The 21,904-nt window shown below is 68.9% G+C and carries 17 protein-coding genes; 2 read left to right on the top strand and 15 right to left on the bottom strand.

Annotation, left to right across the window (positions count from 1 at the left end; translation table 11 throughout):
- Positions 1-4 precede the first annotated feature (4 nt).
- The 12 genes from ACFY0P_RS33410 to tkt form a co-directional block, all read right to left on the bottom strand.
- Positions 5-871, bottom strand: coding sequence for a carbohydrate ABC transporter permease (locus ACFY0P_RS33410; protein WP_388921550.1), 867 nt, complete (start codon positions 869-871; stop codon positions 5-7).
- Positions 868-1,833, bottom strand: coding sequence for a carbohydrate ABC transporter permease (locus tag ACFY0P_RS33405; protein WP_388921547.1), 966 nt, complete (start codon positions 1,831-1,833; stop codon positions 868-870). Before ACFY0P_RS33405 ends, ACFY0P_RS33410 begins: the two co-directional genes overlap by 4 nt.
- Before the next feature lie 20 nt (positions 1,834-1,853).
- The gene (locus tag ACFY0P_RS33400; protein WP_388921544.1) at positions 1,854-3,119 is read right to left on the bottom strand and encodes an ABC transporter substrate-binding protein; all 1,266 of its coding nucleotides are present in this window, start codon (positions 3,117-3,119) and stop codon (positions 1,854-1,856) included.
- A 249-nt stretch (positions 3,120-3,368) separates the two neighbouring features.
- Positions 3,369-5,213, bottom strand: coding sequence for a glycoside hydrolase (locus ACFY0P_RS33395; RefSeq protein ID WP_388921541.1), 1,845 nt, complete (start codon positions 5,211-5,213; stop codon positions 3,369-3,371).
- Positions 5,214-5,224: 11 nt separating this feature from the next.
- Complete coding sequence (locus ACFY0P_RS33390) at positions 5,225-6,469, bottom strand: ROK family protein (RefSeq protein WP_388921538.1); 1,245 nt, start codon at positions 6,467-6,469, stop codon at positions 5,225-5,227.
- A 216-nt stretch (positions 6,470-6,685) separates the two neighbouring features.
- The gene (locus ACFY0P_RS33385; RefSeq protein ID WP_388921535.1) at positions 6,686-7,279 is read right to left on the bottom strand and encodes a histidine phosphatase family protein; all 594 of its coding nucleotides are present in this window, start codon (positions 7,277-7,279) and stop codon (positions 6,686-6,688) included.
- Between the two features lie 7 nt (positions 7,280-7,286).
- The gene (gene gnd / locus ACFY0P_RS33380; RefSeq protein ID WP_388921532.1) at positions 7,287-8,297 is read right to left on the bottom strand and encodes a phosphogluconate dehydrogenase (NAD(+)-dependent, decarboxylating); all 1,011 of its coding nucleotides are present in this window, start codon (positions 8,295-8,297) and stop codon (positions 7,287-7,289) included.
- 46 nt (positions 8,298-8,343) lie between these two features.
- On the bottom strand, positions 8,344-9,984 hold the full coding sequence (gene pgi, locus ACFY0P_RS33375) for a glucose-6-phosphate isomerase (RefSeq protein WP_388921529.1): 1,641 nt from the start codon (positions 9,982-9,984) through the stop codon (positions 8,344-8,346).
- Positions 9,977-10,912, bottom strand: a complete 936-nt coding sequence (opcA, locus tag ACFY0P_RS33370; protein WP_388921526.1) for a glucose-6-phosphate dehydrogenase assembly protein OpcA — start codon at positions 10,910-10,912, stop codon at positions 9,977-9,979. Before opcA ends, pgi begins: the two co-directional genes overlap by 8 nt.
- Positions 10,909-12,477: a glucose-6-phosphate dehydrogenase gene (gene zwf, locus ACFY0P_RS33365; protein WP_388921523.1), complete on the bottom strand. Its 1,569-nt coding sequence runs from the start codon at positions 12,475-12,477 to the stop codon at positions 10,909-10,911. Before zwf ends, opcA begins: the two co-directional genes overlap by 4 nt.
- Positions 12,477-13,619, bottom strand: a complete 1,143-nt coding sequence (tal, locus tag ACFY0P_RS33360) for a transaldolase (RefSeq protein WP_388921520.1) — start codon at positions 13,617-13,619, stop codon at positions 12,477-12,479. The genes zwf and tal overlap by 1 nt, the downstream gene beginning before the upstream one ends.
- A gap of 32 nt (positions 13,620-13,651) precedes the next feature.
- Positions 13,652-15,742: a transketolase gene (tkt, locus tag ACFY0P_RS33355; RefSeq protein WP_388921518.1), complete on the bottom strand. Its 2,091-nt coding sequence runs from the start codon at positions 15,740-15,742 to the stop codon at positions 13,652-13,654.
- Between the two features lie 145 nt (positions 15,743-15,887).
- Here tkt and ACFY0P_RS33350 point away from each other — a divergent pair, with 145 nt between their 5' ends.
- A complete protein-coding gene (locus ACFY0P_RS33350; protein WP_388921515.1) occupies positions 15,888-16,784 on the top strand; it encodes a helix-turn-helix domain-containing protein in 897 nt (298 codons plus the stop codon).
- Between the two features lie 370 nt (positions 16,785-17,154).
- Here the strand turns inward: ACFY0P_RS33350 and ACFY0P_RS33345 are convergent, their stop codons facing one another.
- Complete coding sequence (locus ACFY0P_RS33345) at positions 17,155-18,108, bottom strand: alpha/beta hydrolase (RefSeq protein ID WP_388921512.1); 954 nt, start codon at positions 18,106-18,108, stop codon at positions 17,155-17,157.
- Positions 18,109-18,156: 48 nt separating this feature from the next.
- On the opposite strand from ACFY0P_RS33345, the gene ACFY0P_RS33340 reads away from it, so the two are divergent.
- The gene (locus ACFY0P_RS33340) at positions 18,157-18,549 is read left to right on the top strand and encodes a MerR family transcriptional regulator (protein ID WP_388921509.1); all 393 of its coding nucleotides are present in this window, start codon (positions 18,157-18,159) and stop codon (positions 18,547-18,549) included.
- Positions 18,550-18,797: 248 nt separating this feature from the next.
- Here ACFY0P_RS33340 and ACFY0P_RS33335 read toward each other — a convergent pair whose 3' ends face one another.
- Positions 18,798-20,207, bottom strand: coding sequence for a glycoside hydrolase family 16 protein (locus tag ACFY0P_RS33335; protein WP_388921506.1), 1,410 nt, complete (start codon positions 20,205-20,207; stop codon positions 18,798-18,800).
- 187 nt (positions 20,208-20,394) lie between these two features.
- Positions 20,395-21,642: an Ig-like domain-containing protein gene (locus ACFY0P_RS33330; protein ID WP_388921503.1), complete on the bottom strand. Its 1,248-nt coding sequence runs from the start codon at positions 21,640-21,642 to the stop codon at positions 20,395-20,397.
- Positions 21,643-21,904: the final 262 nt, after the last annotated feature.

Genomic DNA, 21,904 nt, shown 5'->3' with positions numbered 1-21,904 from the left:
CGGGTCAGCCCTTGATGCCGGTCTGCGCGATCCCCTGGACCAGCCAGCGCTGGAGGAAGAGGAACACGAACACCAGGGGCAGGATGGAGATGGCGGTCGCCATGAAGATCAGATGGAAGTTCACGGTCTGGTTGGTCATGAAGGAGGAGAGCGCGACCTGCACGGTCCAGGCATTCGGGTCCTGGCCGATGACCAGCGGCCACAGGAAGGCGTTCCAGCCGCTGATGAACGTGATCGTGGCTATCGCCGCGAAGAAGTTCAGCGAGTTGGGTACGACGATCCGCCAGTACGCGCCCCAGTAGCCGAGCCCGTCCACACGTGCCGCCTCCTCCAGTTCCTTGGGGAATCCCAGGAAGTACTGCCGGAAAAGGAAGCAGGTGAAACCACTGAACAGGCCCGGAACGATCATGCCGCGGTAGGTGTCGATCCAGCCGAGGGACGAGACCAGCACGAAGCTGGGCACGAAGGTGACAGCCGTGGGGACCATCAGGGTCGCCAGAACCGCGTAGAAGACCTTGTTGGCGTGCTTGTACGGGATGCGGGCGAGACCGTATCCCGCCATGGAGCAGAACAACAGGGTGCCGACGGTGCTCAGGACGGCGATCACCGTGGAGTTCCACATGGAGTGGGCGAACTCGACGGTGGGGTCGTCGAAGAGCTCGGAGATGTTGCCCCACTGGAAGGAGGGCAGCAGCTTCCAGTTCTCACCCGTGATCTCCGGGTCGGTGGAGAGCGAGTTGCGGACGATCAGGTAGAAGGGGATCAGGAAGAGGAAGGCGGCGACACAGACGGCGATGTACAGGCCGGTGTTGCCGAGGACGCCTCCGCGCTTCTTGCGGCCCTTGCGGACGTGCGGTGCGGTGACGGTCACTTTTCCTCCCCTCCGCCGAAGCCCATGATCTTGCCCTGGGCCAGGGTGACGATGCAGATCAGCACCGACAGGATGACCGCGCCCGCGCTGCCGGCGCCGTAGTCCTGATCGGTGCCCAAAGCCGTTTTGTACAGCTCCATGAGCGGAGTCTGCGCCCAGGTCGCCTTGGTCCCGATGATGTTGAAGAACTCGTCGAAGGCCTGGTAGGCGGCGATGAGCAGCAGCAGGATCACCGCGGTGGAGGTGGCGCGCAGTTGGGGCAGTGTGATGTACCGGAAGGTCTGCCAGCCCCGCTTGGCGCCGTCGATGGAGGCGGCCTCGTACAGCTCCGGCGGGATGTTCTGCAGCGCCGCCAGGAACAGGATCATGTAGAAGCCGGCCTGGATCCACAGCCGCAGGGTCACGATGACCAGCCAGTACCAGGGCGGGCTGGGGTTGGATATCCAGGACGTGTTGTCCACGCCGAACCAGCTCATGACGGTGTTCGCCAGACCGAACCGGACACCGTTGAAGATGGACATCTTCCAGATCAGCGCCGCGGCCACGTAGGAGACGGCGGTGGGCAGGAAGAACACCGACCGGAAGAACGCCCTCATGAAGCGCAGCTGGTTCACCAGGAGCGCGAGGCCCAGCGACAGCGCCCAGGTGGTCGGCACGATGAACGCGGCGAACACGGTGAACGTCACCAGCGAGGAGGGGAAGTTGCTGTTGGTCAGGATCTGCTTGTAGTTGTCGAAGCCGATGAAATGGCTCGGCGTGACGGTGTACCGGGCGTCGAAGAAGCTGAGCCAGAAGCTCCAGACGATCGGCACGAAGACGAAGATCACCAGGCCGATGAGGAACGGCCCCGTGAAGAGCCAGAAGTTGAGCGTCGGGTTGCCCCGCAGGCCCCGCCGCGGCCGGGCCGAAGAGGCCTTGGCCGGGGCGGGCTGGGCGACCCCGCGTGTGGTGGTGGTCGACATGTCGTGGACTTCCCGGCGGCCTATCCGAACAGCTTCTTGAGTTCGACGTCGACCTTCTTGTCGCAGGCGTCGAGCGCGGCCTCGGGGTCTCCGTTCTTGCGCACGGAGGAGGCGATCACGTCGTTGAAGGCGGTGATCATGGTCTGGTCGAAGCCGATGTTGTCGAAGTGGCCGTAGTCGGTGAAGAGCTTGACGCCCTCAGCGGGCAGGCCCGACTTCAGCTTGGTGGCCGACTGGGCTATCGAGGTGCGCGGCGGGATGTGGAAGCCGTACGACGTGGCCCAGTCCTCCTGGTACTGCTTCTGGTCGATCCACAGCCACTTGACGTACTCCTTGGCCGCGTCGACGTTCTTCCCCTTGGCGTTGACGAAGATCGACCAGCCGCCGTTGTAGACCGAGGGCTTGCCGGCGCTGCCGATCTTCGGGAACGGGAAGATGCCGAGGTCGTCGCCGAGCGCCTTCTGCATGGCCGGCATGGACCACATGCCGCCCCACTGGATGGCGCACAGGCCCTGGTTGAGCGAGGAGGGGTCCCAGAAGTCGGTCGGGGCGTCCAGCAGCACGTGGCCGCTGGTGAACAGGGTCCGGAGCTTCTTCAGGCCCTCGATGACGCCCGGGGTGTGGTAGGCGATCTGGTTCTTCGCGTCGAGGGTGTCGGCGCCGGCCGACCAGATCAGGGTGTTCTGGATCGCGGTGAAGTCGTTGCCGAGGAAGACGCCCTTGACCTTGCTCGTGGTGAGTTTGGCAGCGGCCTCGATCAGCTCGTCGAGCGTGGTCGGCACGTCGACCTTGGCCTTCTCCAGCATCGACTTGCGGTAGTAGAAGAACTGCGGGTCGTCGATCATCCGGATCCCGTAGATCTTGCCGTCGACCGTGTGGGAGTTGATGTCGTTCGGGTTGAAGTCGTCCTTGACCGGGTCGATGAGGTCGCTCAGGTCCGCCACCTGGCCGCTCTTGACGAGCTGCAGCTGCGGGTGGAACTCGAAGACGTCGGGGGCCTTCTTGGTGAGCAGGGCCGCGAAGAGCGCGGACTCGAAGTTGTTGCCCGTGATCCAGCTGGTGCTCACATCGGCCTTCTTGTAGGCCGCCGCGTACCGCTTGAGGGCCTGCTCGGTGCCCGCCTCGCCGTAGGCGTGGAAGTACTGGGTGAGCTGGGTGCCCGATCCGCTGCCCCCGCCTCTGCCGTTGTTGCTGCCGCACGCGGCCAGCGTGCCGGCGGCGGCCATGCCCGCGGCTGCCCGGAAGAGAGACCGGCGGGACCAGTTGTTGTTGCTGAGTGCCGACATGCTGACGTCCTTGTCTGTCGAGTGCGGCTGTGCCTCTACGGCCCGTGGGACCTCGGAACCAGATGGCTGAAAATGCGTCGCGGAGCGGGACGTTAACCTTCGGCTAACACTTCGGCAAGAGGTTGGACGAAGTCTGCGCGAAACGTTGTACCCGGTTCGGGATGGCGAACAGGGAGGAGAGCAGGGTGAGTTGAGGGCCGCCGGGCCAGGGAGCGGCCGGCGGCCCTCGGTCGGGGTGGCGCGGTGCGGTTACCGCCTGGTCCAGGCCTCGTTGCTGCCGCTGTTGCAGCTGTAGAGGATCACCTTGCTGCCGTCGGCGGTGGCCTGCCCGCTGACGTCCAGGCACTTGCCGGACGCCTCGCTGAGGATCTGCCCGTTGGCGTTCAGGAGCCAGCGCTGGCTTGCGTCACCGGTGGGGCCGGCGGTGGCCGTCAGACCGGAACCCGAGGCCGTCAGATAGCCGTTCGCGCCCTTCAGGGTGCCGTCCGCGTCGTACGACCAGGACTGGTCCGCCGCGCCCGTGCAGGTGGCGATCGCGGCCCCGGAGGCGCCCGCCGTCAGGCACTTGCCGGACTGCCTGCCCGCCAGCGCGCCGGTGACGGCCGAACTGTCGTGGCCCTTCTGGTCGAAGACGTACGTCGTGATCGAGCGGGCGGCGAGGGTGGCCGAGACCGTCCCCGCACTCACCGACGGTTTCGCCACGTCGGCCCAGTCCTCGGTGGCCGACGTCCGCACCGCCTCCCTGGCCCGTTTCGGCGCCGCGTTGTTGAAGTGCAGACTCAGCGGGGTGTCGGTCGTGTTGTGGTTGTTGACCACGACCACCCACCTCCCGCCGCTGTCGTACGCCGACACCTCGACCCCGTCCGGCGCCCCGGTCACGTTGTGCGCGACCGAGCCGGGTCTGACGAACTTGCTGTACTGGCCGAGCGCGTAGTACCGCTTGGTGAAGTACAGGGTCTGGTTGCCGTTCGTCGCGTAGTCGGGGTCGTAGTAGATCAGGCCGTCGTTCCAGCCGACGTCGTTCTTCGTGTACGGGTCGGTGCCGTAGCCGCTGGCCAGCGCCACCCACCACTGGAAGGCCGAGTCGTGGGCGCTCGCGAAGTCCTTGTAGATGATCCGGGACGTCAGCAGGGCGCTGTCGATGGACGGGTCGTACTCCTGGTTCCAGCCCGTCGAGCCCTTGCCGAAGCAGCAGATCTCGGTGGCCCAGGACTTCTGTCCGACGCTCCTCGACGTCTCGTAGACGTTGGCGAGTTGGCCGTCGTTCGGGTTGTTGTACGTGTGGTGGGCGAGCGCGGACACGTACTGGGCGGTGCCCGGCTGCGAGATCCACTGCGGGAGCTCGGAGACGAACTGGGTGGTCTGGCTGGACTCGTCGGCGATGATCGAGGTCTTCTGGTGCCGGGCCTGCTGCTCGGCGCCGAGCGCCCGCACGATGTCGTCGCGTTGGTCGACGGTGACCTTCATGCCCTCCTGGCCGCACGAACCGAAGTCGTTGTCCGGCTCGTTGAAGGGGCTGATGTAGTCCAGCTTCACGCCCTGCCCGGCGAAGTGCTGGGTGACGTCGGCGATGTACTTGGCGTAGTCGCCCTCGTTCTCCGGCTTCAACTGCCCGCCGCAGCTCTGCCCGTTGGTGGTCCACTGGGCGGGCGCGCTGTTGACGAAGCCGATCAGGTCCTCGACGCCGTACTTCGCGGCGTACTCGAGGAAGGTCCGACCGCCCTTGTCCTTGCTCCAGTCGTAGGAGCCGTCGGCGTTCAGGAAGTCCTCGGCGGCCCGGGCCGGAGTGGTGACCGCGACCCCGCCACCGCCGATGTTGTAGCGGTACGAGCTGAGGTCCAGGCCCTGCTTGGAGAAGAGCAGCTTCGCCACCCGGGCCTGCACCTTGGGGGAGAAGTGCTGGAGGTCGTTGACCCACCAGGCGCCCGAGGCGCCGATGTCGTCGATGGTCTGGGCGGCGTGCGGAGCGACCTCGGCGGCGGTGCCGGTCGCGGCCGAGGTGGGCGGGGCGGATATCAGGGGTCCGGCGACGGCCAGCGCGGCCGCGGCCGTCAGGAGGACCGATCTCCTGCGGTGGGGGTGAGACACGAGCATCCCTTCCGTCGTCATGAAGGTCGTGCGGTACGGCTCCTTGCGGGGGTGGTGCGTTTCGGTGCCCTCTGTCCCACGGCCTGCAGGGCGCCCTCCAGCGCGAAGGTGGCGGCGCCCAGGCAGACCGGGTCGGTGGGGACGGGGGAGAGGACGATCTCGGTGGCGGCGAACGGCCGCCTCAGCGCGTGCCGCCGGACGGCCTCGCGCACTTCGTCGAGCAGCGGTGTGCCCAGCTTCTTGGCGACCCAGCTGCTGAGCACGACCACCTCGGGGTTGTACAGGTTCACCAGGTCCGCGATGCCCGCGCCCAGGTAACGGGCCGTGTCCCGGACCACCTTGACGGCCACCGGATCGCCCGCGGCCACCCCGTCGGTCAGGGCGTCGATCGTGGCGGTCTGGTCCTCGGGGTGCAACAGCGTGGAGCGGGGGCTGAGCTCGCGCAGGTTGAGCATGATGCCGGGGGCGCCGACGTACGTCTCGACGCAGCCGTGGTTGCCGCAGTGGCACAGCCGGCCGTCCAGCACGAGCGTCGTATGGCCCCACTCGCCGGCGCTGTTGCTCACTCCGCGGTACAGCCCGCCGCCCAGCACCAGCCCGGCGCCGACCCCGGTGCCGAGGTTCACCACCACGGCGTCCTCGCGCCCGCGCGCCGCCCCGAACCACAGCTCGGCCACGGCACTCGCCCGCAGCGGGTTGTCGAGGTACAACGGATAGGCGATGTGCTCGGCGAGCAGGTCCAGCAACGGCACGTCGTGCCAGTCCCAGTTGGGCGCGTACTCGGCGATGCCGGTGGCCCGGTCCACCTGCCCCGGCACGCTCACCCCGACGCCCAGCACCCGCGCGCCCTCGATCCCGGCCTGGGCGACCACCGAGCCGACGGCCGTGGCGACGTGGGCGACGGCCTGCTGGGGCCGGCTCTCACCCGGGCGCATGTCCTCCACCGCGCGGGCCAGCACGTTCAGCCCCAGGTCGAACAACTCGACCCGGACGTACGTCTCCGCCATGTCGACGCCGATCAGGGCGCCGCCCGAGGAGTTGACGGCGACGAGTCCCCGGGGGCGGCCGCCCGCGGAGTCCTCGAAGCCGACCTCGGTGATCATCCGGAGGTCGAGCAGTTCGCCGACGAGGGTGGCGACCGTGGCCACGCTCAGCTCGGCGGCGGCCGCCAGCTCCTGCCGGGAGGTGGGGGACCGGGCGATGATCTGGCGCAGCACCTCGTAGCGGTTCGCGGTGCGGATGTCACGCGATGTGCGCTTCACGCGGTGCCCCTCCCATCCCGTCACGGCCGGGCCGGGGCCTACGACGGCACCGGCGCCGCGTCAGGCTATGGGCTTCACGGGACTTTCGACAAGGGGTTAGGAAAGGGGCCGTAGAAACATTCCCCGCTGTGGCGCCGGGAGAGCTGCCGGTGACTGCCCGGGGCCAACACGTGGAAACGGCCCGCCAGTTGCCACTGGCGGGCCGTCCATGATGCGTTACGGCTGCTTGTTCCACTCCGCGATCACGGGCCACCCGTGCTCGGTGGACAGCCGGCTGACGGTCCCGGTCGCCAGCTGGAACAGCCTGCCCTCGGCGGGCGGCAGCCCCAGGCGGCGGGCCGTCAGCACCCGCAGGAAGTGGGCGTGAGCCACCAGGATCACGTCACCCGTGCCGGTGTTGAGTGCCGTCTCGACCTTTCGGAGCACCCGGTCGGCCCGCTCGCCGATCTGCTCGGGTGACTCGCCGGGGTGGCCCTCGGGGCCCGGCGGGACGCCGTCGGTCCACAGGTACCAGTCGGGGCGGGTGCGGTGGATCTCCACCGTGGTGACGCCCTCGTAGCCGCCGTAGTCCCATTCGTGCAGGTCGGGGTCGGGCACGACGCCGGTCAGACCGGCCAGTTCGGCGGTGCGTATCGCGCGGTCCAGCGGGCTGGACAGAGCCAGTGCAAAGGTCCGGTCGGTGAGGAGCGGGGCGAGGGACTTGGCCTGTTCCTCGCCGTGCTGCGTGAGGGGCAGGTCGGTCCAGCTGGTGTGCTGGCCCGACACGCTCCACTCCGTCTCACCGTGGCGGACCAGGAGGAGGTCCCCCACGGCGCACCTACTTCGACTCGACGGCGTGGCCGCCGAACTGGTTGCGCAGCGCCGCGATCATCTTCATCTGCGGGGAGTCGTCCTGGCGGGACGCGAACCGGGCGAAGAGGGAGGCCGTGATCGCGGGCAGCGGCACCGCGTTGTCGATGGCCGCCTCGACGGTCCAGCGGCCCTCGCCGGAGTCCTGCGCGAAGCCCTTCAGCTTGTCCAGGTGCTCGTCGTCGTCCAGCGCGTTGACCGCGAGGTCGAGCAGCCAGGAACGGATGACGGTGCCCTCCTGCCAGGAGCGGAAGACCTCGCGGACGTTGTCCACGGACTTGACCTTCTCGAGAAGCTCCCAGCCCTCCGCATACGCCTGCATCATGGCGTACTCGATGCCGTTGTGGACCATCTTGGAGAAGTGCCCGGCGCCGACCCTGCCGGCGTGGACGTAGCCGTACGGGCCCTCCGGCTTGAGCGCTTCGAAGATCGGCTGCAGCCGCTCGACGTGCTGCTTGTCGCCGCCGACCATCAGGGCGTAGCCGTTCTGCAGGCCCCACACACCGCCGGAGACACCGGCGTCGACGAAGCCGATGCCCTTGATGCCGAGTTCGGCGGCGTGCTTCTCGTCGTCCGTCCAGCGGGAGTTGCCGCCGTCGACCACGGTGTCGCCCTCGGACAGCAGGTCCTTGAGCTCGTCGACGACGGACTGGGTGGCGTGGCCGGCCGGGACCATCACCCATACGGTGCGCGGGGCGTCGAGCTTCTCGACCAGTTCCTCGAGGGACTTGACGTCGGAGACGTCGGGGTTGCGGTCGTAGCCGATGACGGTGTGGCCTGCGCGGCGGATCCGCTCGCGCATGTTGCCGCCCATCTTGCCGAGGCCGATCAGTCCGAGCTGCATGACAGTCACTTTGCGTGATCCATTCGTGTGGTGTAAGTTACGGAGCTCGGCGTGTGAGAACCGAGCACGCTGCCGGGCAGGTTTCGACCCGGCTGGCGCTGATCGCGTAAGACCTGGCGGGAATGCTGTTTCCACCGGGCTGCGAGAGCCAGGAATCACCCTCGTTCGCGAGAGTGAGGATTCAATTCCTAAGCGTTCGGTACGCGGCCACGAGCCCGGCGGTGGAGGAATCCAGGCCGGGCACGTCGGCGCCCTCCGTCAGGGCGGGCTCGATGCGCTTGGCGAGCACCTTGCCCAGCTCCACGCCCCACTGGTCGAAGGAGTCGATGTTCCAGATCGCGCCCTGCACGAAGACCTTGTGCTCGTAGAGGGACACGAGCTGGCCGAGGACCGACGGGGTCAGCTCGCGGGCCAGGATCGTCGTGGTGGGGTGGTTGCCCCGGAAGGTGCGGTGCGCCACCTGCTCCTCGGCCACGCCTTCCGCGCGGACCTCGTCAGCGGTCTTGCCGAAGGCCAGCGCCTGGGTCTGGGCGAAGAAGTTCGCCATCAGCAGGTCGTGCTGTGCCTTGAGTTCACCGCTCAGCTCGGCGACCGGCTCGGCGAAGCCGATGAAGTCCGCCGGGATCAGCTTGGTGCCCTGGTGGATCAACTGGTAGTACGCGTGCTGCCCGTTGGTGCCCGGCGTGCCCCACACCACCGGACCGGTCTGCCACCGCACCGGCCGGCCGTCCCGGTCGACCGACTTGCCGTTGGACTCCATGTCCAGCTGCTGCAGGTAGGCGGTGAACTTGGACAGGTAGTGGCTGTACGGCAGCACCGCGTGCGACTGGGCGTCGTGGAAGTTGCCGTACCAGACGCCCAACAGCCCCAGCAGCAGCGGTGCGTTGGCCTCGGCGGGAGCGGTGCGGAAGTGCTCGTCGACCAGGTGGAAGCCGTCCAGCATCTCACGGAAGCGGTCCGGGCCGATCGCGATCATCAGCGAGAGGCCGATCGCCGAGTCGTACGAGTAACGGCCGCCGACCCAGTCCCAGAACTCGAACATGTTGTCCGGGTCGATGCCGAACTCCGTCACCTTGCCGGCGTTCGTGGACAGGGCCACGAAGTGCTTCGCGACGGCCTTCTCGTCGCCCCCCAGCCCGTCGAGCAGCCAGGTGCGCGCCGAGGTCGCGTTGGTGATGGTCTCGATCGTGGTGAACGTCTTCGACGCGACGATGAACAGCGTCTCCGCCGGGTCCAGGTCGCGGGTCGCCTCGTGCAGGTCGGCGCCGTCCACGTTGGACACGAAACGGAACGTCAAGTCCCGTGCCGTGAAGGCACGGAGGGCCTCGTAGGCCATCGCCGGGCCCAGGTCCGAGCCGCCGATGCCGATGTTGACGACGTTCCGGATCCGCTTGCCGGTGTGGCCGGTCCACTCGCCGGAGCGGACCCGCTCGGCGAAGCCGCCCATCTTGTCGAGCACGGCGTGCACCGCCGGGACGACGTTCACCCCGTCGACCTCGACCACCGCGTCGCGCGGGGCGCGCAGCGCGGTGTGCAGGACCGCCCGCCGCTCGGTGATGTTGATCTTCTCGCCGCGGAACATCGCGTCCCGCAGCCCGAACACGTCGGTGGCGGTGGCCAGTTCCTGGAGCAGGGCCAGGGTCTCGTCCGTGATCAGGTGCTTGCTGTAGTCGATGTGCAGGTCGCCGACCCGCACGACGTACCGCTCGGCGCGCGCCGGGTCGGCCGCGAACAGCTCACGCAGGACGGGCTGTCCCTCGGCCCGGTGGTCCTCCAGGGCGGCCCACTCGGGCCGCCGGGTGAGCTCGGGGGTGTCAGGCATGGGAAGCGGTCTCCTTGGTGCCCTCGCCCTGAAGGGCGACGGCGTACATCTCGTCGGCGTCGAGGCGGCGCAGTTCCTCGGCGATGAGTTCGGAGGTGGGGCGGACCTTCAGGGCGAGGGTGCGCGGCGGCTGGCCCGGCAGGGTCAGGGTGGCCAGCGGACCCTCGGGGCGGTCGATGACGATCTCGCCGCTCGCGGTGCCGAGCCGCACCTTGGTCACGACCGGGCCGGGGGAGACCACGCGGTCCACCTTGACCTTCAGCCGCGCCTCGAGCCAGCGGGCGAGGAGTTCGGCGCTGGGGTTGTCCGCCTCGGCCTCGACGGCCGCCGAGGTCACGTCGGCGCGTGCCTGGTCGAGGGCGGCGGCCAGCATCGACCGCCACAGGGTGAGCCGGGTCCAGGCCAGGTCGGTGTCACCGGGCGCGTAGTTGCGGGCGCGGGTCTCCAGGACCTGCATCGGCCGCTCGACCGCGTACAGGTCGGTGATCCGGCGCTGGGCGAGCGCGCCGAGCGGGTCCTTGGACGGCGTGTCCGGGGCCTCCACCGGCCACCACACGACCACCGGGGCGTCCGGCAGCAGCAGCGGCAGCACCACCGAGTCGGCGTGGTCGGAGACCTCGCCGTACGTGCGCAGCACGACCGTCTCGCCGGTGCCGGCCTCGGAGCCGACCCGGACCTCCGCGTCGAGGCGGGAGGTGGTGCGGTCGCGCAGCGTGCGGGCGTGCCGCTTGATGACGACCAGGGTGCGCGAGGGGTGCTCGTGCGAGGCCTCCTCGGCCGCCTTGATCGAGTCGTAGGCGTTCTCCTCGTCCGTGACGATCACCATCGTCAGGACCATGCCCACGGCGGGCGTGCCGATGGCGCGGCGGCCCTGCACCAGCGCCTTGTTGATCTTGCTTGCCGTGGTGTCGGTCAGGTCGATCTTCATGGCCTGCGCCAGCTCCGTCCGTCTCGTGCGAGCATCTCGTCGGCTTCCTGCGGTCCCCAGCTGCCCGACTCGTACTGTGCGGGCTTACCATGCTTTGCCCAGTACGTCTCGATCGGGTCGAGGATCTTCCAGGACTCTTCCACTTCCTGGTGACGAGGGAACAAATTCGCGTCGCCGAGCAGCACGTCCAGGATGAGCCGCTCGTACGCCTCCGGGCTGGACTCCGTGAACGACTCGCCGTACGCGAAGTCCATCGTCACGTCCCGGATCTCCATCGAGGTGCCCGGCACCTTGGAGCCGAACCGGACGGTCATGCCCTCGTCGGGCTGGACGCGGATGACGATCGCGTTCGCGCCGAGTTCCTCGGTGGCCGTGGAGTCGAAGGGGGAGTGCGGGGCCCGCTTGAAGACCACCGCGATCTCGGTGACCCGGCGGCCGAGCCGTTTGCCGGTGCGCAGGTAGAAGGGGACGCCCGCCCAGCGGCGGTTGTCGATGCCGAGCTTGACGGCCGCGTAGGTGTCGGTCTTCGACTTGGGGTCGATACCGTCCTCCTGGAGGTAGCCGATCACCTTCTCGCCGCCCTGCCAGCCCTCGGCGTACTGCCCGCGCACGGTGTGCCGGCCCAGGTCCTCCGGCAGCCGCACCGACTTCAGGACCTTCAGCTTCTCGGTGAGCAGCGCGTCCGCGTCGAACGCGATCGGCTCCTCCATGGCGGTGAGGGCCATCAGCTGGAGCAGGTGGTTCTGGATGACGTCACGGGCCGAGCCGATGCCGTCGTAGTACCCCGCACGGCCGCCGATGCCGATGTCCTCGGCCATCGTGATCTGCACGTGGTCGACGTACGACCGGTTCCAGATCGGCTCGTACATCTGGTTGGCGAAGCGCAGCGCCAGGATGTTCTGGACGGTCTCCTTGCCCAGGTAGTGGTCGATGCGGAACACCTGGTCCGGATCGAACACGTCGTGCACGACCGCGTTCAGGTCCTGCGCCGACGCCAGGTCGTGGCCGAACGGCTTCTCGATGACCGCCCGCCGCCAGGACCCGGCCGGCGGGGTCGCCAGGCCGACCTTCTTCAGCTGCTGCACGACCTTCGGGAAGAACTTCGGCGGCACCGAGAGGTAGAACGCGAAGTTGCCGCCGGTGCCCCGGGACGAGTCCAGCTCGTCGACGGCCGACCTGAGCTGCTTGAAGGCGGTGTCGTCGTCGAAGTCGCCGGGGATGAACCGCATGCCCTCGGCCAGCTGCTGCCAGACCTCCTCCTGGAACGGGGTCCGGGCGTGCTCGCGCACCGCGTCGTGGACGACCTGGGCGAAGTCCTGGTCCTCCCAGTCCCGGCGGGCGAAGCCCACGAGCGAGAAGCCCGGCGGCAGGAGACCGCGGTTGGCCAGGTCGTAGACGGCAGGCATCAGCTTCTTGCGGGACAGGTCGCCGGTCACCCCGAAGATGACCAGACCCGACGGCCCCGCGACCCGCGGCAGCCGCCGGTCGCGCGCGTCGCGCAACGGGTTGTCCCAGTCGGCGGCGGGCACCACCGGCACCCGCACCTCCTTGGCGGTCTCGCTCATTACGCCTCAACTCCCTTGCTGTCCAGGGACTTCGTGACGGCGTCCAGCAGCTCCTGCCAGGCCACCTCGAACTTGGCGACGCCCTCGTCCTCCAGCTTGCCCACGACCTCGTCGTAGGAGATGCCGAGCCGCTCCACCGCTTCCAGGTCCGCACGGGCCTGCGCGTAGCCGCCGGTCACCGTGTCGCCGTGGATGTCACCGTGGTCGGCGGTCGCGTTCAGCGTCGCCTCCGGCATGGTGTTGACGGTGCCGGGGGCCACCAGCTCGTCGACGTAGAGGGTGTCCTTGTAGGCCGGGTCCTTGACGCCGGTGGAGGCCCACAGCGGGCGCTGCTTGTTGGCGCCGGCCGTCGCCAGGGCCGTCCAGCGGTCGCCGGCGAAGACCTCCTCGTACGCCTCGTAGGCGAGCCGCGCGTTCGCCAGCGCCGCCTTGCCCTTCAGCGCGAGCGCCTCGTCCGTGCCGATGACCGTCAGCCGCTTGTCGATCTCGCTGTCCACGCGGGAGACGAAGAAGGAGGCCACGGAGTGGATCGTGGACAGATCCAGGCCCTTGGCGGCGGCCTGCTCCAGGCCGGCCAGGTAGGCGGCCATGACCGCGCGGTAGCGCTCCAGGGAGAAGATCAGCGTGACGTTGACGCTGATGCCCTCGGCGACGACCGCGGTGATCGCCGGGAGACCGGCCTCGGTGGCCGGGATCTTGATCATCACGTTGGGGCGGTCGACCAGCCAGAAGAGCTGCTTGGCCTCGGCGACGGTGGCGGCGGTGTCGTGGGCGAGGCGGGGGTCGACCTCGATGGACACCCGGCCGTCCGCGCCATGAGATACATCGTATACAGAATGCAGAATGTCCGCGGCGGCCCGCACGTCCTGCGTCGTCATCATCCGCACGGCCTCCTCGACCGTCACCCCCCGCACGGCCAGGTCGGCGAGCTGCTCCTCGTACCCCTCGCCGGAGCCGATGGCGGCCTGGAAGATCGACGGGTTCGTGGTCACGCCCACGACGTTGCGGTTCGCGACGAGCTCCGCGAGGTTGCCGGTGCTGATCCGCTTGCGCGACAGGTCGTCCAGCCAGATCGAGACGCCCTCGTCGGAGAGGCGCTTCAGTGCTCCCGCGGTGGCGGTTGCTTCGGTCACAGTGATCATCTTCCTCTACTGAACTGTTTCTGGCTGGCGGATCAGGCGGTACGGGCGGCCGTGAGCGACTCGCGGGCCGCCGCGGCCACGTGTTCGGCGGTGAAGCCGAACTCGGCGAACAGGGTCTTGGCGTCGGCGGAGGCGCCGAAGTGCTCCAGGGAGACGATCCGTCCGGCGTCGCCCACGAAGCGGTACCAGGTCAGGCCGATCCCGGCCTCCACGGCGACCCGCGCCTTCACGGCCGGCGGCAGCACGCTCTCGCGGTACTCGCGGGGCTGCTCCTCGAACCACTCCACGGACGGCATCGACACCACCCGGGTGCCGATCCCCTCGGCCTCCAGGAGGTCACGCGCCTCGACGGCGAGGTGCACCTCGGAACCGGTGGCGATCAGGACCACCTCCGGGGTCTCGGTCGACGACTCGCGCAGCACGTAGCCGCCCTTGGCCGCGTCCGGGTTCGGCGCGTACGTCGGCACGCCCTGGCGGGTCAGCGCGAGCCCGTGCGGGGCGGGGTGCGTGGCGTGCCTCTTCAGGATCTCGGCCCAGGCCGCCGCGGTCTCGTTGGCGTCGGCCGGGCGGACGACGTTCAGGCCCGGGATGGCGCGCAGCGCGGCCAGGTGCTCGACCGGCTGGTGGGTCGGGCCGTCCTCGCCGAGGCCGATGGAGTCGTGCGTCCAGACGTAGGTCACCGGGAGCTGCATGAGCGCCGACATGCGGACGGCGTTGCGCATGTAGTCGGAGAACACCAGGAAGGTGCCGCCGTAGATGCGGGTGTTGCCGTGCAGGGCGATGCCGTTCATCTCGGCGGCCATCGAGAACTCGCGGATGCCGAAGTGGACGGTACGGCCGTACGGGTTCGCCTCGGGCAGCGGGTTGCCCTCGGGCAGGAAGGAGGACTTCTTGTCGATGGTGGTGTTGTTCGAGCCCGCGAGGTCGGCGGAGCCGCCCCACAGTTCGGGCAGCACCGCGCCGAGCGCCTGGAGCACCTTGCCGGAGGCGGCACGGGTGGCGACCGCCTTGCCCTCCTCGAAGACGGGGATCTCGGCCTCCCAGCCCTCGGGGAGCTGGCCGGCGACGACCCGGTCGAAGAGCTGCGCGTGCTCCGCGTTTCCGGTGCGCCACTCGGCGATGCGCTTGTCCCAGGCCGCGTGGGCCTCGGCGCCCCGGTCCAGGGCCCGGTGGGTGTGGGCCAGGACGTCGGCGTCGACCTGGAAGCTCTGCTCCGGGTCGAAGCCGAGGAGGCGCTTGGTGGCGGCGACCTCGTCGGCGCCGAGCGCGGAGCCGTGCGAGGCCTCGGTGTTCCGCGCGTTCGGGGCGGGCCAGGCGATGATCGTCCGCATCGCGATGATCGAAGGCCGCCCGGTCTCGGCCTGGGCCGCCTTCAGGGCCGCGTACAGGGCGTGCACGTCGACGTCGCCCTCGGCGGTGGGCTCGATGCGCTGGGTGTGCCAGCCGTAGGCCTCGTACCGCTTGAGGACGTCCTCGGAGAACGCGGTCGCGGTGTCGCCCTCGATGGAGATGTGGTTGTCGTCGTAGACGAAGACCAGGTTGCCGAGCTTCTGGTGGCCGGCCAGCGAGGAGGCCTCGGCGGAGACGCCCTCCTCCAGGTCGCCGTCGGAGACGATCGCCCAGATGGTGTGGTCGAAGGGGGAGGTGCCCTCGGGGGCCTCCGGGTCGAAGAGGCCGCGCTCGTAGCGGGCGGCCATGGCCATGCCGACGGCGTTGGCGACGCCCTGGCCGAGGGGGCCGGTGGTGGTCTCGACGCCGGCGGTGTGGCCGTACTCCGGGTGGCCCGGCGTCTTCGAGCCGTGCGTCCGGAAGGCCTTGAGGTCCTCCAGCTCCAGTTCGTACCCGGCGAGGAACAGCTGGGTGTAGAGGGTGAGCGAGGTGTGCCCGGGGGAGAGGACGAAACGGTCCCGGCCGGTCCACTCGGGATCGGCCGGGTCGTGCCGCATCACCTTCTGAAAGATCGTGTACGCGGCCGGGGCCAGGCTCATCGCGGTGCCGGGGTGCCCGTTGCCGACCTGCTGCACGGCGTCGGCCGCGAGGATGCGCGCGGTGTCCACGGCACGCCGGTCGAGGTCGGTCCACTCGAAGCCGTCGTCGAAGCCTGCTGATGTCTGCGTGCTCATCTTCAAGAAGTCCTCGTTCGAAGCGTTCTGGCTGGCCTGACGCGTTCAAAAGTAAAAGTCTGACTTTTGGGAGGGAAGGTCGGGGTGTGTCAGCCTGTGGTGAAAGTGGGACACGGATCTTCGACAGGGACGGCACGAGAAGGACATGACGGACAGAACGCCCAACGGGGCAGGTGACGGTGACGGGATCAGAACCTTCCCCTTTCCGGTGGATCTGAGCGTCGGCGGCGTCGGCATCCAGGTCGGCCCGATGGGGACCGAACGCCGGTGGCACGCCGACGCCCCGCTGGAGCGCGTCCACCGCATCGACTTCCACGTGGTCATGCTCTTCACCGAGGGCCCGGTCCGCCACATGATCGACTTCGCCGGGTACGAGGCCCGGGCCGGCGACCTGCTCTGGATCCGCCCGGGCCAGGTGCACCGCTTCTCGCGGACCTGCGAGTACCGCGGAACCGTGCTGACCATGCAGCCCGGCTTCCTGCCCAGGGCCACCGTCGAGGCGACCGGCCTCTACCGCTACGACCTGCCGCCCCTGCTCCGCCCCGACGCCCTGCAACTGGCCGCGCTCCAGGCGTCGCTCGCCCACCTGCAACGCGAGTACGAGGACACCGAGACCCTCCCCCTGAGCCTGCACACCTCGGTGCTACGGCACTCCCTGACGGCGTTTCTCCTCCGCCTCGCCCACCTCGCGGCCAGCTCGGCGGAGGCGGCCCGCCGCCAGGCCGATACGACCTTCACCCTGTTCAGGGACGCGGTCGAGAAGGACTTCGCCACCAACCACAGCGTCAGCGCCTACGCCGACTCCCTCGGTTACTCCCGCCGCACCCTGGTCCGCGCGGTCCGCGCGGCGACCGGCGAGACCCCCAAGGGCTTCATCGACAAACGGGTCGTCCTGGAGGCCAAGCGTCTCCTGGCCCACACGGACCTCCCGATCGGCCGGGTCGGCGCGGCGGTCGGCTTCCCGGACGCGGCGAACTTCTCCAAGTTCTTCCACCTGCACACGGGCCAGACTCCGGTGGCGTTCCGGGCGGAGCTGCGCTGACAAGACGGTCTCGTGGCGGGCCGACGGGGACGGCAGTTTCTCCTCGGTGCAGGAACTCGTGCAGCAGCCGGTGCTGTCGAGTGATCCGATGCGTCACTTCACCTGGCGCCGGGACCAGCGGCACGGCGGGCGGTCGTTCGGGGAGCTTGCGGCGGCGACGGGCTGCGAGCCACTCGCCGGGCCCAGTTGCTGCACCTGTTGTGGTCCCGGCAGCTGGGAGTACTCCGCCGTTTCCCGGTGCCGGGACGCCTCGTTGGGCTGTCCGGGTGAATGCCCAGAGCATCGACCCGGCAGGAGCTCATCGCCGCGGTTCCCGTGCAGACCGGGTGCCTTTGAGCAGCAGATCAGAGGGTTTCGGCACCGCCCACCGTCACCGGGTGAACACCGTCGCCAGCGCGAGGGCCGCCTCACGCCGGGCTTTTCCGCTGTCGTCGAACGGGTGGCGGACGAACTCGTGGATCATCCCCGGATACCGGGACACCGTCACCGGGACGCCCGCCTTCTCCAGACGCCGCCCGTACTCCTCGCCCTCGTCGCGCAGCGCGTCGAACTCGGCGGTGACGATCAGCGCCGGCGGTAGACCGGTCAGGTCGGACGCCAGCAGCGGGGAGACGCGGGGGTCGAGCTTGTCCTGTTTGTCGGTGAGGTAGTTGTCCATGAACCAGTGCTGGGCGGCGCGGCTGACGTTGCCGAATCTCCCTGCGAAGGCCTGGATGCTGTGGTTGGTCCTGCGGAAGTCGACGTCCGGATAGATCAGCAGCTGGAAGACCAGTGCCGGTCCGCCGAGGTCGCGTGCGAGCCGTGCGACGACGGCCGCCAGGTTCCCGCCCGCGCTGTCGCCGCCAACCGCGATCCGCGCAGGGTCTCCACCGACATCGCCCGCGTGCTCGGCAACCCAGACCGTGGCGGCGAGGCAGGCCTCGGGTGCGGCGGGGAACTTGTGCTCGGGAGCCAGCGGGTATTCCACCGAGACCACGACACAGGTCGCGCCGTTGGCCAGGCTGCGGCACAGGCCGTCATGGGTGTCCAGGTCGCCCATGAGGAAACCGCCGCCGTGGAAGTACACCAGCACAGGGAAGGGGCCGGTGCCGCTGGGAGTGTAGACGCGCACCGGGATCGGACCGGCTTGGGTGGCGATCCGTCGGTCCTCGACCGCCGCAATGGGTTCCGGCTCGCCCAGGAGGGCGATCTGCCGACGCCAGCCCTGTCGGGCCTGCTCAGGGGTGAAGGTGTGCAACTCGCCGACGTTCGCGGCGGCCAGGCGGTCCAGGTAGGCCTGGACCTGCGGGTGCGGGGAGCCGAGTGGTGCTGTCGTGTCGGTCATGGGCTTATGCTCCGACTTGAAGCGAAGTTCAAGTCAAGGAGCGGTTTCGTGACCCTGCTCGATATCGCCGAGGTGGCCGAACGGTCCGGACTGGCGCCGTCGGCGCTGCGTTACTACGAACGGCGGGGCCTCATCGCCTCCGAGGGCCGCAACGGACTGCGCCGCACCTTCCGCTCCGAGGTGCTGGCCCGCCTGTCCCTGGTCGCGTGTGCCCGTGCCGCGGGTTTCACCCTCGCCGAGATCGCCCGGTTCGTGACCGCAACCCCCGACGACACCGAACTGCGCGTCCACTTGGCGGCCAAGGCCGAGCAGTTGGACGCCGAGATCGACCGGCTCACCCGTATGCGCGACAGTCTCCGCCACGCCGCCGTCTGCACCCGTTCCCCCCTGGTCGAGTGCCCCGATTTCAAGCAGGCCATCTCCGACGACCCGGCCGGCTGACACCAACTCCACGACCACGCACTGTGGATCGCGCAAGGACCCCAACCCCACGATCGAAGCAAGATCCAATGTGAATCGGCTACCGCGGATGCGAAGCACTGCGAATCTGCCGGCCAGGGCGCGACGGGACACGCGGCTCACGGGCCTGCCGTCACCGGAACAAAACCCGGTGACAGCAAGCCCGCCTCAGTGACGACTGTCGTGCTTCGGCTCGGCGTCCCTCCGGCGCCGTGTGCCCGACTCCCGTGTCAGTGGCCGAAGTCGAACCAGTTCAGGTTCACGAAGTCCGCCGACTGGCCGCTGCTGAAGGTCAGGTAGACGTCGTGGGTGCCCGTCACCGAGCTGATGTTGGCCGGGACCGTCGTCCAGGTCTGCCAGCCGCCGGTGTTGGCGACCGAGAAGCTGCCGATGGGGGAGTTGGAGGGGCTGTCGAGCCGGACCTGGACCAGGCCGCTCACCCCGGAGGCCGCGCCGCTCGCCACCCGCGCGTAGAACTGGGTGGCCGCCGTGGAGCCGAAGTTGACGCCCTTGTAGAGCGCCCAGTCGCCGTTGGCGACGTAGCCGATGTCCTGGCCGCCGCCGGTGTCGGTGGTGGTCTCGGCGGTGACTCCGGACTGGCTGTCGTAGGACTCGGCCTGGATGGCGCTGTACGCGTCCCGGTTGCCGGTCGGCGGGGTGGTGGTACCGCTCCCACCGGCCTGCAGGACCTGGACGTAGTCGACGACCATCGGGTGGCCGGACTCGGTGGCGCTGGTCGGACCGCCGCCGAACGCGTCCGGGAAGCCGCCGCCCATCGCCACGTTCAGGATGACGAAGAAACCGTGCTGAGTGGCGTTCGCCCAGGTGGTGGCGTCGACCTGACTGGACGTCACCGTCTGGTAGTTGACGCCGTCGACGTAGAAGCGGATCGCCTCGGGGCTCACCGAGCGGTCCCACTCCATCGTGTAGGTGTGGAAGCCGGACTGGCAGGTGGTGTTGGGGCAGGCGGTCGAATTGCCCAGGCCCGTCGTCTCGTTGCAGGGGCCGCCCGGGTTGGTGCCGCAGTGCATGGTCGCCCAGACCTTGTTCAGGCCCTGCACGTTCTCCATGATGTCCAGCTCGCCGACGCTCGGCCAGTTCTGGTAGTTGCCCCGGTAGGGCGCGCCCAGCATCCAGAACGCGGGCCAGTAGCCGTAGGCGGCCGTGCCGGTGACGTTCGGCATCTGGATGCGGGCCTCGACGCGCAGCTTGCCGCCGGCCGGGGGCTGGAAGTCGGTGCGCGTGGTCTCGATCCGGCCCGACGTCCAGTTGCCGGACGAGTCGCGGACCGGCGTGATCTTCAGGTTGCCGCTGCCGTCCAGGGCGACGTTGGTGGTGGACGACGTCATCGTCTCGACCTCGCCGGTGCCCCAGTTGGCGGCACCTCCGGGATAGGAAGTCCCGGTGTCGTACTGCCAGTTGGAGGTGTTGACGCCGGTGCCGGCGGTGCCGTTGAAGTCGTCGAGGAAGACCTGGCTCCAGCCGGACGGGACGGAGGGAGCCGAGGCGTTGGCGGGCAGGGTGGCGGTCGTGGCGCCCGCGACCGCCAGGCCCATGGTGGCGAGCGCGGCGAGGAGGGCGCGGCGGAAGGAACGCCGCCGTCTGTGGTCCGCGGGGGGTATACCGGAGGTTTCACTCATGGGGGTGCCTCTCGGGTACGGAGGGGTGCGCGGGTGTGTCTTCGAGAGCGCCGGGAGTGGCTGAGACGTGGTTGAGAGCGCTCTCAAAGTGGGCCCAATGTGCTCTCCGTGCCTGCGGCCGTCAAGAGTTAAAACAAAGAATCTCCTTGTTTCTCAAGGGAGTTCACGCTGTGAAGCCGGGCGCTCGCTAGACCGCGCTGCCGGCCTTCCAGTCCGCCCAGGACAGGTTCCAGCCGTTCAGGCCGTTGGAGGCCTCGACGGTCTTCTCGCCGGAGTTCTTGACGATCACCACGTCGCCGAGGATCGAGCTCTCGTAGAACTTGTAGCCGTCCACCGAGGAGTCGCTCGCGCCCTTGGCGTCGTGCAGGCCGACACAGCCGTGGCTGGTGTTCTCGTGGCCGAAGACCGAGGTGGACGCCCAGTAGTTGCCGTGCACGAAGGTGCCGGAGGTGGTCAGGCGCTGGGCGTGCGGGACGTCGGAGATGTCGTACTCGTCGCCGAGGCCGACCGTGGAGGACTCCATCCGGGTCTGCTTGAACCGCTCGCTGATCACCATGATCCCGGACCAGGTGGTGTGCTGGGCGTTCCCGCCGGAGACCGGGTACGTGGCGTACGTGGCACCGTCCCGCTTCACCACCATCTGCTTGGTCGACAGGTCGACGGTGGAGATCTGTTCGCGGCCGATGTGGAAGGTGACGTCCTTCGACTGCACGCCGTAGACGCCGTCAGAGCCTTCGACGTCCTTCAGCCGCAGACTGAGGGTGATCTTGGTGCCGGACGCCCAGTAGGTCTCCGGACGGAAGTCGAGCCGGGTGTCGCTGAACCAGTGCCCGACGATCTCGACCTCCGGCTCGGCGGTCACGGTGATCGCCCTCTGCACCGCCGCCCGGTCCGCGACCGCGTGCGTGAAGTTGATCGACACCGGCATGCCGACCCCGGAGGTGGAGTCCGCCTCGGGCGTGAAGTAGCCGACGAACGTCTCGCCGGGGGCCTTGGTGGTGAAGGTGGCCACCGTCTCGTCGGTCGCGCCCTGCGCCTTCGCCGTCACCGTGTACTTCGTGCCGGAGTACGGGTTCTTCGCCGACGTCCACTTCGTCCTCGCGTCGTTGAAGGTGCCCGACAGCGTCGACCCGTCGTTGCCCGCGACGGTCACGGAGACCAGCGTGCCGTCGGTCACCGTGACCTCGACCGGGGTGGTGAAGTCGGCCTTCTTGGTGCCGGAGACGGGCGTGACCGTGATCGTCGCCTTCTTGGTCGCGGACTTCGCGGAGGCCGTGGCACCCTTGCCGGCGGAGCCCGCCGAGGCGTCCGCGGAGGAACCGCATCCGGCCAGCGCGGCCCCCGCGGGCACCGCGCCGAGAGCGGCGAGGATCCCACGCCGGGACCACCTCCCCGACTGCCGTCCGGACTCGTTCGATATGTGCTGGACGCCCACGACACGCCTTCCTGACTTGCCCACTTGTGTCAGGGCATCCTGCGCCGGTTGTATGGGTGGTTCCTTTGAATCGCGGGGGTGCTCGCTGAGATTCCGATGAGGAGCGGGAAGATCACCCTGCGCAGTCACGGTCGGTCCCCGGCGGACCGGGGCGAGTCGGCCGGAACCCGGGTTGTCCTGCCCTCCGTTCGTGAACAGAGTATGAACGCCCGACCGGCGGCCTGAGTTTCCGGTGAGATCACCATCCCGGCCTGGCTTCCCC

This window comes from Streptomyces sp. NPDC001714 (assembly GCF_042892755.1).
Lineage (GTDB): Bacteria > Actinomycetota > Actinomycetes > Streptomycetales > Streptomycetaceae > Streptomyces.
This window is presented reverse-complemented; position numbering and strand designations above follow the sequence as displayed.

Coding starts and splice junctions, on each gene's coding strand:
- ACFY0P_RS33405 (WP_388921547.1), bottom strand. CDS start 1,833: ATGTCGACCACCACCACACGCGGGGTCGCCCAGCCCGCCCCGGCCAAG.
- ACFY0P_RS33400 (WP_388921544.1), bottom strand. CDS start 3,119: ATGTCGGCACTCAGCAACAACAACTGGTCCCGCCGGTCTCTCTTCCGG.
- ACFY0P_RS33395 (WP_388921541.1), bottom strand. CDS start 5,213: ATGCTCGTGTCTCACCCCCACCGCAGGAGATCGGTCCTCCTGACGGCC.
- pgi (WP_388921529.1), bottom strand. CDS start 9,984: ATGCCTGACACCCCCGAGCTCACCCGGCGGCCCGAGTGGGCCGCCCTG.
- opcA (WP_388921526.1), bottom strand. CDS start 10,912: ATGAAGATCGACCTGACCGACACCACGGCAAGCAAGATCAACAAGGCG.
- zwf (WP_388921523.1), bottom strand. CDS start 12,477: ATGAGCGAGACCGCCAAGGAGGTGCGGGTGCCGGTGGTGCCCGCCGCC.
- tal (WP_388921520.1), bottom strand. CDS start 13,619: ATGATCACTGTGACCGAAGCAACCGCCACCGCGGGAGCACTGAAGCGC.
- tkt (WP_388921518.1), bottom strand. CDS start 15,742: ATGAGCACGCAGACATCAGCAGGCTTCGACGACGGCTTCGAGTGGACC.
- ACFY0P_RS33350 (WP_388921515.1), top strand. CDS start 15,888: ATGACGGACAGAACGCCCAACGGGGCAGGTGACGGTGACGGGATCAGA.
- ACFY0P_RS33345 (WP_388921512.1), bottom strand. CDS start 18,108: ATGACCGACACGACAGCACCACTCGGCTCCCCGCACCCGCAGGTCCAG.
- ACFY0P_RS33335 (WP_388921506.1), bottom strand. CDS start 20,207: ATGAGTGAAACCTCCGGTATACCCCCCGCGGACCACAGACGGCGGCGT.